The sequence below is a fragment of the Amycolatopsis rifamycinica genome (genome assembly GCF_000695625.1).
GTDB lineage: Bacteria > Actinomycetota > Actinomycetes > Mycobacteriales > Pseudonocardiaceae > Amycolatopsis > Amycolatopsis rifamycinica.
Genome location: NZ_JMQI01000014.1, coordinates 25,579 through 38,978, shown reverse-complemented (window position 1 = coordinate 38,978; position 13,400 = coordinate 25,579). Strand labels below are relative to the sequence as shown.

Genomic DNA, 13,400 nt, shown 5'->3' with positions numbered 1-13,400 from the left:
CACCCCTCGCCGGTCAGTCGCGCGAACCGTGGCGCGAGTCCGGCACCTCGGCGCCGTGGCCGTTGCGGCCGTGGCCGTTGCGGCGGCCCGCGTTCTGGGAATCGAGCTGCTTGACCAGGGCGGCCGCGCTGGCCGTGCCGGCCTGGTGCTCGGCGAGGGCGCGGGCGAGCAGGTCGGCGAGCCCGGCGTCCGGCGGGGGTTCGTCCTCCGCGATGGCGCGGGCGTAGCTCTCCGGGAACGGGGCCGTCGCCGGGGTCCAGTGGCCGAAGTCCTCCATCGGCTCCAGCGACGGCGGCATCCGCAGCCGCGGCAGCCACGGCTCCACTTCGTCACGGTAGTCCGGCACCGAGGGTGGTTCGTCCTCCGGCCGCGGCGGCGGAGCGAGCTCCGGCTCCGGACGGGCCGGTTCCTCGGCACGCGGGTGGTCGGCGTCTTCCGCCCGGCGCCGGCCCCCGGCGCCGCCGGAAGCGGAGATGCCCAGCCGGTCCAGAACGGACCGAGCGGCCACCGAGCCGTGCTCGGCGTCGTGCCGCGTCGACGGCGGCGGCTCCTGCGGCCGCTCTCCGGAGGCCCACGGCTCCCGCTCGGCGGCCGGCTCGGGCGCGAGCGGCAAGGCGGGCGTAACGCGGGTAGGCGCCGACTCCCGCTCGGCGGCGGTCTCCCGCAGCCGGGCTTCGGCCAGCGCGGCCCAGGAGAACTTGGTCTTGCCGACCTCGGCGGCCGGCTCCGGCTCGACCGGCGCCGTCCCACGCTCGGACGGCTGCGGCCCACGCTCGGACGGCCGCGGCTCGGCCGGCTCCAGCCGGAAGCCCGGCTCCGGGCCACGCTCCGCCGCGGCCCGCTCCGACCGCACTTCGGCCGGGTCGGAGCGGAACTCTGGTTCCCGAGCCGACCGCACCTCGACCGGGTCGGAACGAAACTCCGGCTCCCGAGCCGACCGCACCTCAGCCGGGTCGGAACGAAACTCCGGCTCACGCGCCGACCGCGACTCGACGGGCTCCGAGCGGAACTCCGGTCCCCGAGCCGACCGCACCTCGACCGGGTCGGAACGAAACTCCGGCTCCCGAACCGACTGTCCCTCAGCCGACCGCGACCGAAACTCCGGCTCCCGAGCGGACCGCGACTCGACAGACCCAGGCCGCTGCTCCACCCCTCGCCGCGACCGCACCTCGGCCGCCTCCGCCCGAGACTCCGGCTCCCGGACCGACCGCGACTCCACGCGGCCAGACCGTTGCTCGGGCCGCGACTCGCCAGACCCGGGCCGCCGTTCCGGCTCCCGAGCCGACCGCGACTCACCAGCCCCCGACCGCTGCTCCGGCTCTCGGCCCGACCGCACCTCGATCGGCGCCGTCCGCCCCGGTGCCGCCTCCGGACGCCGCTCCACCACGACCGGCTCCGGCCGCGGCGGTGCCGGCTCGTCCCGTACCGCGGGCATCAACGTCGTCTCGGCCGCGTCCGCCGTCACCCGTGGCCGCTCGAACGACCAAGCCGGCTGCCGTGGCGGTGCCTCCTCGCGGCCGAACGACCACGCCGGCGTCCGCGGCTCAGGCTCCGGGACCTCGGCGGCGACCGGCACCGGCTCGGCCGCGACGACCGGCACCGAAACCGGCAGCGCCCGTGACGGCACCGCCTTCAGCACCTCGTCCAAGTCGATCGAAGCCGGTTCCCCGCTCCCGAACTCGCCGGCCAGCACACTGCACGCCTGCCGCCGGGCCCGGGCGTGCAGCTGCTCCGCCGCCCGTGAGCGGTACAGGCACGCGATGGCCTCCTCCGCCTGCCCGAACCGCTCCTGCAGCTGCGCCAGCTCCAGCCACAACCGCGCGGTGATCGACGACAGCCCGTGCCGGTCGGTGCTCGCCACGGCCTCACGAACCAGCTCGATCGCCGCTTCCCCGGCCCCCGACGGCAAGTGGACCCGCGTCGCGACGGCCAGCCGCAGCCAGCCCATCGGGGCGACGCCCGCCGCGCGCACCGGCTCGGCCAGTACCGGCTCCGCGATCTCGTACGCCATTTCCGCGTCACCGCGGTCGAGCAGCGTGCTGACCAGCAACAACACCAGCCGGATGCGGACGAGGCCGCCGTCGTCGGCCGGGTTGTCCAGCTTCTCCAGGAACCCGAGGCCGGTCCGGGCCGCGTCGGCGGCGGCCGTCAGATCGCCGTGGCGCCGCCGGTGGGCGGCCGTGCCGACGCGCAGCAGCGCGCGCACCAGCAGCTGCGTGTCCGCGCCCAGCGACTCGTCGCCGACGACCAGCTTGTCCGCCTCCACGAGCACGCGGTCCAGCTCCGACTTGCGCCCGAGCTGGCCCAGGCAGCCCACCAGGTGGCACAACGCGGCCGCGCGGTGCACCGGCGAGACCACCGGATCGGTGAGCACCGGCCGCAACGCGGCCAGCCCGGTCAGCGGCACGCCCAGGCTGCGCGCGCACACGGCGAGGTCGATGCGCAGCCGCGCGGCGATGTCGCCGTAGCCGGCGTGCTCGGCCGCGCGCAACGCCGCGACCGCGCGCCCGACCGTGCCCGGTCGTTCACCGAGCCGGACCCGCGCGGACACGACCAGGCTCTCGGCCCGGATCCACTGCTCGTCGGCCCCGGCGGCCTCGGCCAGCGCGGCCGCGCGCTCGCCGAGGACCAGTGCCAGTTCGGGCGCGCGCAGGTGCAGCGCGTCCGCCCGCTCGATGAGCCGCCCGACTGCGGAGAGGGTTCCCCCGGCGTTGGCGGAGCGCCCGCCCTCCGCTCGGCCCGCCGACGTACGTCCTCCCGCGGAGGCGGCGTTCGACGGAGCCGAGCCCGTCCGGTGCTGTTCGCTGGCTTCCACGGGGAAACCCGCCCCCTCAGTCGCGGGTCAGCTTGCGATGGGTGACACGGTGCGGCCGGGCCGCCTCGGCGCCGAGGCGCTCGACCTTGTTCTTCTCGTACCCCTCGAAGTTGCCCTCGAACCAGAACCACTTGGCCGGGTCTTCGTCCGTGCCCTCCCAGGCCAGGATGTGCGTCGCGACCCGGTCCAGGAACCACCGGTCGTGGGAGATCACGACGGCGCAGCCCGGGAACTGCTCCAGCGCGTTCTCCAGCGAGCCCAGCGTCTCGACGTCCAGGTCGTTGGTCGGCTCGTCGAGCAGGATCAGGTTCCCGCCCTGCTTGAGCGTCAGCGCCAGGTTGAGCCGGTTGCGCTCACCACCGGAGAGCACGCCCGCCGGCTTCTGCTGGTCCGGGCCCTTGAACCCGAACGCGCTGACGTACGCGCGGGACGGCATTTCGGTCTGCCCGACGTGGATGTAGTCGAGCTCGTCGGAAACGACCTGCCAGACGGTCTTCTTCGGGTCGATCCCACCGCGGTTCTGGTCCACATAGGACAGCTTGACGGTCTCGCCGATCTTGACGTCGCCGGCGTCCGGCTCCTCGAGCCCGACGATGGTCTTGAACAGCGTGGTCTTGCCGACGCCGTTCGGGCCGATGACGCCGACGATGCCGTTGCGCGGCAGGTTGAACGACAGGCCGTCGATGAGCACGCGGCCGTCGAAGCCCTTCTGCAGCTTCTCGACCTCGACCACGACGCTGCCCAGCCGCGGGCCCGGCGGGATCTGGATCTCTTCGAAGTCGAGCTTGCGGTGCTTGTCCGCCTCCGCCGCCATCTCCTCGTAGCGGTCGAGGCGCGAACGCGACTTCGTCTGGCGCGCCTTGGCGTTGGACCGGACCCACTCGAGCTCGGTCTTCAGCCGCTTGGCGAGCTTCGCGTCCTTCTTGCCCTGGACCTCGAGGCGCTCGCGCTTCTTCTCCAGGTACGTCGAGTAGTTGCCCTCGTAGCCGACGACGCGGCCGCGGTCCAGCTCCATGATCCACTGGGCCACGTTGTCGAGGAAGTACCGGTCGTGGGTGACGGCGAGGACGGCGCCGGCGTAGCGGGCCAGGAACTGCTCCAGCCACAGGACACTTTCGGCGTCCAGGTGGTTGGTGGGCTCGTCGAGCAGCAGCAGGTCGGGCGCCGACAGCAGCAGCTTGCACAGCGCGACCCGGCGGCGCTCACCACCGGACAGGTGCGAGACGCCTTCGTCCGGCGGCGGGCAGCGCAGCGCGTCCATGGCCTGCTCGACCGTCGAGTCGAGCTCCCAGGCGTCGGCGTGGTCGAGCTCCTCCTGGAGCTTGCCCATCTCCTCGAGCAGCTCTTCGCTGTACTCGGTCTCCATCAGCTTGAGGACCTCGTTGTAGCGGTCGAGCTTGGTCTTGATCTCGCCGAGGCCCTCTTCGACGTTCTGCCGGACCGTCTTCTCCTCGTTGAGCTCCGGCTCCTGCATGAGGATGCCGACGCTCGCACCGGGCTGGAGGAAGGCTTCGCCGTTGCTGGCCTGCTCGATCCCCGCCATGATCTTGAGAACGGTGGACTTACCGGCACCGTTCGGCCCGACCACGCCGATCTTGGCGCCGGGGTAGAACGCGGTGCTGACGTCGTCGAGGATGACCTTGTCCCCGACGGTCTTGCGCACCTTCTTCATGGTGTAGATGAACTCGGCCATACCCACGATCGTAGAGCGCGCTTGATCGCGGCTCGACGCCGGTCACCACCGGACTACCGAAAGTCAGCCCGAGATCACGGCGAGAGTAGCAAAACGGCCGTTTTCCCGGCACCCGGACGGCGGGCTCAACCTCAACTGGAACCCGAGGGTCGCTTGCCCTCGGCAAGGTTCTTCAACATCGCGTTGTAGGCGTTGAGCTCCTCGTCACCTGTCACCGCTTCGCGCCGGTCACGCCGCTTCGCCTCGCGCTCGTCCTGGCGCGACCACTGCACCAGCAGCGCGATGAGGACCAGCAGCACCGGGACCTCGCCGGCCGCCCAGGCGATGCCGCCGCCGAGCCGCTGGTCGGCGAGCAGGTCGGTGACCCACGGCAGGTGCAGCTGGCTGTAGAACGCCTGCCCGATGACGGTCTGCTTGCTCATCAGGATCACGCCGAAGAACGCGTGGAACGGCATCGCGGCGAACATCATGCCGAGCCGGCCGAGGTACGGGATCCGCCGCGGCGACGGGTCGACGCCGATCACCGGCCAGTAGAAGACGTACCCGGCGAGCAGGAAGTGCCCGTTCATCGCCAGGTGCGCCCAGTGGTAGTTCAGCGCGGCGTCGAACAGGCCGGAGAAGTACAGCGCGTAGAACGAGCCGACGAACAGCAGCAGCGCGACCACCGGGTGCGTCAGGAACCGCGACACCGGGGAGTGCACGAAGGCGACGAGCCACTCGCGCGGCCCGGGCGGGGCATCCCTGCCCGCGGCCGGCAGCGCACGCAGCGCGAGCGTCACCGGCCCGCCGAGCACGAACAGCACCGGCGCCACCATCGACAGCAGCATGTGGTTGCCCATGTGGACGCTGAACATCGCGGGCGCGTACCGGCCGATGCCCGACGACGTCGCGATCAGCAGCACCACGCAGCCGGCGATCCAGGCCACCGTGCGGCCGACCGGCCAGGTGTCGCCCCGGCGCAGCAGCCGCCGGACCCCGGCGAGGTAGAGGCCGCCCAGCACCAGCGCGATGGTGCCGTAGACCAGGTCGAAGCGGGTGTCGAAGAGCAGCCGCCAGACCGTCGGCGCGCCGTCGAGGTCGTAACCGATCAGCAGCTCGGTGGTGGACGGCTGGGTGATCGCGTCCGCCGGTGGCGGCGTCCTGGCCAGCCCGGACGCGATCCCGATGGTGACGAACATGATCAGGATCTCGACCGAGGCCAGGCGCAGCAGCTGGGCGCCGCCCTTGCCGTCCACGAGGTTCGCGACACCCTTTTCGCGCTGCTGGTGGCCGAACACCCCGAGCAGCAGCAGGGCGACCGTCTTGGCCACGACGAGCAGCCCGTAGTCGGTGGTGAACAGGTCGTCGAGGCCGATCCGGACCAGCGCGTTGACCGCGCCGGAGAGCGCCATCACGATCCAGCAGACCAGGGCCAGCTTCGAGAAGCGCCGCGCGGCCAGGCTCAGGTGGCCGCCGCGCCGGTACCCGAGCGCCAGGAGCGCGACCAGCCCGCCGACCCACAGCGCCGCGGCGACCAGGTGGAACAGCAGGCTGTTGGTGGCGACGTCGTGCGAGCCGCCGCTCGCGGAGTGCCCGGTGACGGCGACCGGGACCAGCCCGCCGACGGCGAGGAAGAACAGCACCGCCGTCCAGCCCCAGGACAGCGCGAGCCGGCAGCCGAGCGCGACGAGGATCGCGATCAGCGCCGTCCACAGCCACGCCTTGGGCTGTTCGATGGCGCCGACGAGGTCGAGCAGCGTCTGCGGGTCCAGGACCTCGCCGAAGGGCTTGCCGGCGGTGTCGGCGGCGGTGAAGGCGACCGAGAGCAGGGCCGCGCCGAACCACACCCAGGCGGCGATCCCCGCCGCGCGCAGGGCGCCGTAGCCCTCGGGCCCGAGCGTCCCGGACTTCTGCGGCGGCACCAGGAACGCGGCCAGCAGCAGCGACCCGACGCAGATCACGGACGCGCATTCGGACAGCACGCGCATGACGGTGATGCCGTACTTGGTGACCAGCCCCGGATCGGGCAGCCCGGCGATGACGTACCCGGCGCCGCCGGTGAGCGCGATCAGCCCGATCGCGACGACGGCGGCCAGCAGCACGCCGACCGCGAGCAGGGGCAGCACACTGCCCCGGCGCTGGGTGGGAACGTCGGATTTCGTCGCGGACACGCCACTGAGGGTATGCCCCGCCCCGGTCAGGCCCGTGTGACGGGCAGGATGGGAGCGGTGAAGATGATCCTGCTGCGGCACGCCGAGTCGCTCGGCAACGTCGACGAGCTCGCCTACACGCGGATCCCCGACCACGCGCTGCCGCTGACCGCCAAGGGCGAGCAGGAGGCCCGCGCGATGGCGCCGGAGATCGCGCGGCTGCTCGGCGGCACGCGGCCGGCCGTGTACGTCAGCCCCTACCTGCGCACCCGGGAGACGTTGCGGCTGCTGGACATCCGGGCCTCGTGCGAACGGCTGGTGCAGGAGCCGAGGCTGCGCGAGCAGGACTGGGGCAACCTGCAGGACCCGGCCGACCAGGAGGTCCAGAAGGCGCGGCGGCACGAGTTCGGGCACTTCTTCTACCGGCTGCCGTTCGGCGAGTCGGGCGCGGACGTCGACGACCGCGTCGCCGCGTTCCTTTCGGACCTGCGGATGCGCGAGGAAAATCACCCGGAGACGGTCCTGATCGTCTCCCACGGGCTCACGCTGCGGCTGCTGTGCCGCCGTCTGTTCGGCTGGAGCATCGAGCTGTTCGAGTCGCTCTCCAACCCGGCGACCTGCGAATACCGCGTCGTGTCCGAGTCCGATGGCAAGTGGGCGCTGGATCGCCCGTTCGCGCAGTGGCGCGACTCACCCGACGGGGAAACGCAGCTCTAGCGGCGCGGTCAGCACGACGCGGGTGCCGTGGCCGGGCGCCGAGTCGATGCGCGCGGCGCCGTCGATCTCGGCCATCCGTGCGTGGATCGAGTTCTCGATGCCGAATCCGGCGCGGCGCGCGGCGAGGTCGAAGCCGGTGCCGTGGTCGCGCACGGACACCGTGACGACACTTTCGCGCTCTTCGAGGCACACGACGGCCTTCGACGTCCTCGCGTGTTTCAAGGTGTTTCGCAGTGCTTCGCGGGTTGCGTCGTGAAGAGCGTTGACGACGGCTTCAGGCACGTCCGTGGGCTTCGCGAGCACGACGAGGTCGACGCGGAGGCCGTCGGCCGTCATCTCGACCGCCAGTGCGCCGAGGCGGTGTTCGAGCCCGCCCGGTTCGGCGGGCGCGTCGCCGTCGAGGCTCAGCCGCAGGCGCAGGGCGTGCGCGCGGGCGGTGCGGCGGACCTGGTCGAGGCTGCCCCGCGGGTCGAGCGCGTCCCCGGGCGCGGGCAGCGCGAGGGACTCCATCACCTGCAGGACGGTGTCGTGGACGTCGCGGCGGTGCCGTTCCCGCTCGGCGGCCCGGCCGCGTTGCTCGCCGAGCCCGAGGGCGAACCGCACGGACCCGGCGACGAGCAGGACGATGGCCAGCGCCGTGACGGCGGCCCCGACCAGGGCGAGCAGGATCCACGTCGCGGGCGCCGACGTGCCGGACACCGCGGCCATGCCGTACCGCAGGATCAGCGCGCCGGCGATCGCGACGGCCCCGGCGGGCGCGCCGCGCAGCAGGGTCCAGACCATGACCGTGCCCATGATGTTCGGCCAGGCCAGGGTCAGCAGCTCCGGGGAATGCGCCGCGAACACGGCCGCGCCGAAGCTCGTCACGAGCGTGTACGCGGTGTCGGCGGCCAGGACCGGCCGGATTCCGGTGGCCCGGCGGAAGACCCAGGCCACTTCGAGGAGGTTCGGCACCAGGTAGAGGGCGACCGCGCTCCACAGCACCGGCGCACCCAGCGGACCGCCGGACCACACGACCTGCAGGAACAGCGCCAGCCGGAACGCGACCGGTACCAGCACGAGCCGCGGCACGGCGTCCCGCACGAGTGTCAGCCCCGGCCCGCCGAACCGCCCGCCCCGGCCGGCGAGCGCCCCCGCGCCGCCGAGCAGCACAACCCTCACGACGTCCTCCCCGGATCAAGGCCCCTACCCTGATCAGCCGACCTGAAATTGAAACGTCGCCGTATTCATTTCAGTTTACCGACGGGGTTCAGCTTGCCTGGCGCACCAGGACACTGTCAACGCCCGAGCCGTGGCGGAAACGCGGTTCGCGGTACGGATTTCGTGTCCGGAAGGCCTAGCGGCCGACCATCACCGCCGCTTCCTCCCGCCGGCGCGACCGTCGGGCGGCGACCGCGGCGGGCAGGATGAGCGCCGCGATGAGCGCGACGAAGACGAACGCCACGTTGTAGTCCGTCGCCTGCGCGATGCCGCCGATGAGCGGCGGACCGCCGAGGAATCCGGTGTACGCGACGGCGGTGACGAAGCCGATCTCGCGCTCGCCGCCAGTGCCGTCACCGCGCTTCCCGGCGTCCCCGGCGAGGCTGAGCGCGAGCGGGAAGGACGCGGCGAGACCCGCTCCGGCCAGCGCGAAGCCGGCGTACCCGACGGCGGCGACCGGGATCGCGGCCGCGGCGACCAGCCCGGCGGCGGCGAGGGTGGCGCCCGCGGCGAGGCAGCGGGTCGGGCCGAACCGGCGTTGCGCCACCGGGCCCGCCAGCCGGGTCAGCGCCATGACCAGCTGGAACCCCGCGAACGCCAGCGCCGCGGCGCCCTGGCCGACCCCGCGCTCGACCGTCATCAGCAGCGCCGACCAGTCCGACGACGCCCCTTCGGCGATGGCCGAGCACAGCGCCACCGCGGCGAGCAGCCACAGCACCGGCCGCCGGATCGGCGCCCGCGCCGGCGTCACGACGGGTTCCTCGGTGTGCCCGGGGCGGATGCCCGGGACGGCGCGGATCACGACGGCCAGCACCAGGACCGCGACGACGGCGGCGACGGTCAGGTGGCGCGCCGGGGACCAGCCGTGCCCCGCGGCGAGGCCGGCGGCCAGCGAGCCGGCGAGCGCGCCGAAGCTGAAGCCCGCGTGGAACACGGACATCACCGGCTTGCCGAGCCGCCGTTCGACAGCCACGCCGGCGACGTTCATCCCGACGTCGAGCATGCCGACGCTGGCGCCGATCACCAGCAGTGCCCCGGCCAGCAGCGGAACCGTGGGCGCGAAGCCGATCAGGACGAGGGAAACGGCGACCATCGCGGTGCTCCCGGCGACGACCGCCCGGGCGCCGGCCCGTTCGATGAGCCGTCCCGACACCGCCGCGGCGGCGAGCATGCCGACGCTCGCACCCAGCAGAGCCAGGCCGAACACCCCTGGTGAGGCGTGCACCTGCTCGGTCAGCGCGGGGGTCCGCGACGCCCAGGACCCCAGCGCGAGCCCGTTGAGGGCGAACACGGTGAACACCGCGGTCCGGTCGCGCATGGCTCCCCCTTTCGTGCTCCCAGCGTGACTTAAGCGCTTCAGAAAGTCCACTGGGCGACGGTTAGACTGCGCGGATGACCCGGCGCCGCCGTCCCACGCTCGACGACGTCGCCGGCGCCGTCGGCGTCTCGCGCGCCACCGTCTCGAACGCCTACAACCGTCCCGACCAGCTGTCCGCCCGGCTGCGCGACGAGGTACTGCGGGTGGCGGCCGAGCTGGGTTACCCCGGTCCGGACCCGACCGCGCGCAGCCTCGCGACCAGCCGCACCGGCGCGGTCGCGGTCCTGCTGGACACGTCGCTGTCGATGGCGTTCTCCGATCCGGCGCTCTACCTGACGCTGGACGCGCTGACCAGGGTCATCGATCCGCGGGGGCACGCGCTGCTGCTCCTGCCCGGCGGGGAACACGGCGGGCCGCCCGCGGACCGCGTGCTCACCGCGCAGGCCGACATCGCGATCGTGTATTCGCTCCCCGACGGCGCCCCTTCGCTGGACGCGGTGCGCACGCGCGGGTTGCCGCTCGTGGTGATCGACCAGCCGCTGCTGCCCGGCACGGCCCGGGTCGGCTGCGCGGACCGGAGGGGGGCGGCGCTGGCCGCGCGGCACCTGCTGGACCTGGGGCACCGGCGGTTCGGGATCTTCGCCGCGTGCAGCCACCTCAGGCCCGGCGGGGGCGGGCTGAGCGTGGCGGAGGCCGCGGCGGCGCCCTTCCACGACGTCCGCGAACGGCTGGGCGGCTACCTGGACGAGCTGGGGTCGTGCGAGGTCGTCGTCGAGGAGGCCGCCGGGCTGAGCGCGGAAAGCGCGATGGCCGGAGCGTTCGCGCTGCTCGGGGCGTCGCCGCGGCCGACGGCGGTGCTGTGCATGTCCGACCAGCTCGCGCTGGCGGTGCTCGCGGCGGCCCGTGAGCTGGGGATCAGCGTGCCGGGCGAGCTGTCGGTGGCCGGCTTCGACGACAGCCCGCCGGCGTCGTGGTCGTCGCCGCCGCTGACCACGGTCCGGCAGGATCTCGCGGCCAAGGGCCGGATCGCCGGGGAGCTGGCGCTGGGCCTGCTGGACGACGGTGCGGCGCCGGTGAAGGTGCCGGCGCCGGTCGAGGTGCCGGTTTCGCTGGTGGTCCGCGGCAGCACGGGCCCCGCCTAGCACCGTCCGCGTCTTCCGGCAAGACTCGCGAGCACGCCTGTGGACAACCATTCCTTCGCGGGGCAGTTGTCCACAGAATCGAAATAGCGGGCTGACAAACCCGCCCCCGACCGCCAATCTGGAATCACCAGTTCACCGCGGCCCTCGAGAGCCGCGATTCCAGAGGGGAATCCATCATGTCTTCACGTCGTCTTCGTTCCCGCCTGCCGCACATCGTGGTCCTGACCGTGCTCGGCCTGCTGACCAGCGTCGGAGCCGCCCAGGCAGGCACGGATCCGGGCTGCCACAAGGGCGAGTTCTGCCTGTGGCCGTCCGACGGCTACAGCGGAGAAATCCAGCGTTTCGACCTGCGCTCGGCCAATACCGAGGAATGCCTGCCACTACCGGAAGGATTCGACGGGTCGTCGTTCGCGAATCTGATGACCCGCGACGTCACGGTGTACCAGGACGAGGAATGCTCGACCGAAGGTGATTTCGTCACCTATCCGGGTGGCGGCACGTTCGTGCCGGACGCGCCCTTCCTCGTCCGCGGAATCCAGATCTGGGAGTGACCTTGACCCGGGCCCCAGCCGCCCCGCTCCAGGGGGCGAGCCGGCTCGCGGCGGCGGCCGGGCCCGACCGGGGCCGCTCCTCCCGAAGCGGCCCCACCCCGTGGGCGCGCCTCTGCGGCGTGGCGCGCCCACGGGCCCCCACTCCACCGTGGGACCCACGAACCCATCCGGGACACCGTCGGAAGGAGGCAACCCGCTTTTCCCGAGCCTGGAATCGCCCTGCTGCTGCCCGGGTCGCGGCCGTGAAAGGTCCACACCACTGCGTCCGCTCGGGTCATCGGATCACGGCTTCGCCGGGGCGTTACCCCCGGTGTCCCCGTCGTCACCGAGGTTTCCGGATTTACTTCCGGCGAGACCTGAAACGATTCGCCGGTGTCGAACGATCGAGAGGATGGCGACGACTAAGCTGCCGATGCCGGGCGACCGGCACGACCGGCACTCAGCCGTCGGCGCGGGCCCTCGTAGCTCAGCTGGATAGAGCAAGAGCCTTCTAATCTCTAGGTCGCAGGTTCGAGTCCTGCCGGGGGCGCCACCAGGGAAGACGCCGTGCGCAGGATGCGCACGGCGTGCTTCGGCCAAGAGATCCGGCTCACACCCGCTCGTGTCGCCGTGGGCGTCATGTCCCACAGTGGACGGTAGCGGCCCGCGCTCTTCCTTGCCCCGCACCCGGCCGGGCGACCATCGGCGCATGCGGCCAACTGGCCCAACAGTCCCCGCGACCCGCACCCTCGAGACAATCTTGTTATCCGGACGGTGATCCCGGGCGCCACTCCGCCCCCGTTCTTCACCGCGACCAGGCGATCACACCGAGCGATCACGCCGTCGCACCCGCCCTGCACCCCTCCAACCATCCGAGGACGAACGCCATGCCGGACCAGGAATCCACCCCACAGCAGCACCGCCACCACCGCCGCCGCGCGAACGGCGCCGCTCGCGGCGCGTTCACCGAGGCGCGCCGCGCCGGGCTGGTGCAACGCCACCTGAGGAAGCTGCACCACCTCTCGAGGCGGGGGACCGCGGACCCGCCACCCGTGCGACGGCCGGACGGCGTCCCGTTCGACCGCACCCCGCCCGCACCGGCCCCGGCTCCGGTCCCCAGCGCACCTCCGTCCACTTCGGAGGCCGCCTGACTGTCGCTTGTAGACGGTGAGCCCCGGCTCGGGCCGCCTTACCCCGGCTCCGCATCGCCGAGCATCTTCCAGATTGCTCTCTTGGGCGGGTCGCGCTCACCCGGGAGGCCGCTCACGGCGAAAGCGCAGCTCAGAGCGTTGGCGACGGGGAGCGAACGCCCGTTCGGACCACACGAAGGTGGTATTTCCCCGCCGGAAACAGCATGATGGAAGAACGAGGCGGCACCGTCCGCCCCGGTCTGACGAATGCGGAGGACGTTCCGGTGCCAGATCCGATGGTGAGGAAGCTGCTGAACGCGGTGGAGCGAACGGCGGGCTACAGCCACACCGGCTACCTGCTCAACGGGCTCACCGGCCCCGGCCCGTTCGCGGCGCCGGCGTACCTCGCGCCCGTCTGGCACCCGGACCTGCGCCTTCACCCGCCGCTCAGCCGCCAGGAACGCGACGCCTTCGAGCGCCTGACCGCCTGGTTCTGAGCCCCGCCCCGGCGGGGGTCATGGTCCCCGAGCGGTCGGGGCGCCACGCACGCCGGGCCGGGCGAACCGGGTTACGGTGGAGGTAGGCGCGCAACCGAGCCACGAGCCGTGCGGTCGCCTCGTCCCCACGTACCGGGGTCCGCCCGGGCGAGCATCGATCCGGCATCGCCGCGCGAAGGTGCGGCCCCCTGCGGGCAGCCGGAACTGGCGAAGTCGCTTCTCGCGTGCC

At 72.7% G+C, this 13,400-nt stretch carries 10 protein-coding genes and 1 tRNA gene; 6 read left to right on the top strand and 5 right to left on the bottom strand.

Features of this window, described 5'->3' with window-relative positions; translation table 11 throughout:
• Window positions 1–13: 13 nt before the first annotated feature.
• From DV20_RS06955 to DV20_RS06945, 3 genes are all read right to left on the bottom strand, one after another.
• Window positions 14–2,815, bottom strand: coding sequence for a hypothetical protein (locus DV20_RS06955; RefSeq protein WP_043777434.1), 2,802 nt, complete (start codon window positions 2,813–2,815; stop codon window positions 14–16).
• A 16-nt stretch (window positions 2,816–2,831) separates the two neighbouring features.
• Complete coding sequence (gene ettA / locus DV20_RS06950) at window positions 2,832–4,508, bottom strand: energy-dependent translational throttle protein EttA (RefSeq protein ID WP_043777433.1); 1,677 nt, start codon at window positions 4,506–4,508, stop codon at window positions 2,832–2,834.
• A 131-nt stretch (window positions 4,509–4,639) separates the two neighbouring features.
• Window positions 4,640–6,658, bottom strand: a complete 2,019-nt coding sequence (locus tag DV20_RS06945) for a cytochrome c oxidase assembly protein (RefSeq protein WP_043777432.1) — start codon at window positions 6,656–6,658, stop codon at window positions 4,640–4,642.
• A gap of 57 nt (window positions 6,659–6,715) precedes the next feature.
• Here DV20_RS06945 and DV20_RS06940 point away from each other — a divergent pair, with 57 nt between their 5' ends.
• Window positions 6,716–7,354: a phosphoglycerate mutase family protein gene (locus tag DV20_RS06940; RefSeq protein ID WP_084093348.1), complete on the top strand. Its 639-nt coding sequence runs from the start codon at window positions 6,716–6,718 to the stop codon at window positions 7,352–7,354.
• Here the strand turns inward: DV20_RS06940 and DV20_RS06935 are convergent.
• Together DV20_RS06935 and DV20_RS06930 are read right to left on the bottom strand one after the other, a co-directional pair.
• Window positions 7,328–8,506, bottom strand: coding sequence for a sensor histidine kinase (locus DV20_RS06935; protein WP_235190733.1), 1,179 nt, complete (start codon window positions 8,504–8,506; stop codon window positions 7,328–7,330). The two genes, DV20_RS06940 and DV20_RS06935, sit on opposite strands and share 27 nt — an antisense overlap.
• Before the next feature lie 184 nt (window positions 8,507–8,690).
• On the bottom strand, window positions 8,691–9,872 hold the full coding sequence (locus DV20_RS06930; protein ID WP_043777429.1) for an MFS transporter: 1,182 nt from the start codon (window positions 9,870–9,872) through the stop codon (window positions 8,691–8,693).
• 74 nt (window positions 9,873–9,946) lie between these two features.
• On the opposite strand from DV20_RS06930, the gene DV20_RS06925 reads away from it, so the two are divergent.
• The 5 genes from DV20_RS06925 to DV20_RS06905 all read left to right on the top strand — a co-directional run bounded on the left by DV20_RS06925 (window position 9,947) and on the right by DV20_RS06905 (window position 13,171).
• The gene (locus DV20_RS06925) at window positions 9,947–11,014 is read left to right on the top strand and encodes a LacI family DNA-binding transcriptional regulator (protein ID WP_043777426.1); all 1,068 of its coding nucleotides are present in this window, start codon (window positions 9,947–9,949) and stop codon (window positions 11,012–11,014) included.
• Window positions 11,015–11,190: 176 nt separating this feature from the next.
• Entirely contained in the window at window positions 11,191–11,565 is a 375-nt protein-coding gene (locus DV20_RS06920) for a peptidase inhibitor family I36 protein (RefSeq protein WP_043777424.1), read from the top strand.
• Window positions 11,566–12,020: 455 nt separating this feature from the next.
• Window positions 12,021–12,097 (top strand) — tRNA-Arg (locus tag DV20_RS06915).
• Between the two features lie 334 nt (window positions 12,098–12,431).
• A complete protein-coding gene (locus tag DV20_RS06910) occupies window positions 12,432–12,695 on the top strand; it encodes a hypothetical protein (RefSeq protein WP_043777423.1) in 264 nt (87 codons plus the stop codon).
• A gap of 263 nt (window positions 12,696–12,958) precedes the next feature.
• The gene (locus DV20_RS06905; protein ID WP_152603641.1) at window positions 12,959–13,171 is read left to right on the top strand and encodes a hypothetical protein; all 213 of its coding nucleotides are present in this window, start codon (window positions 12,959–12,961) and stop codon (window positions 13,169–13,171) included.
• The last annotated feature ends 229 nt before the right edge of the window (window positions 13,172–13,400 follow it).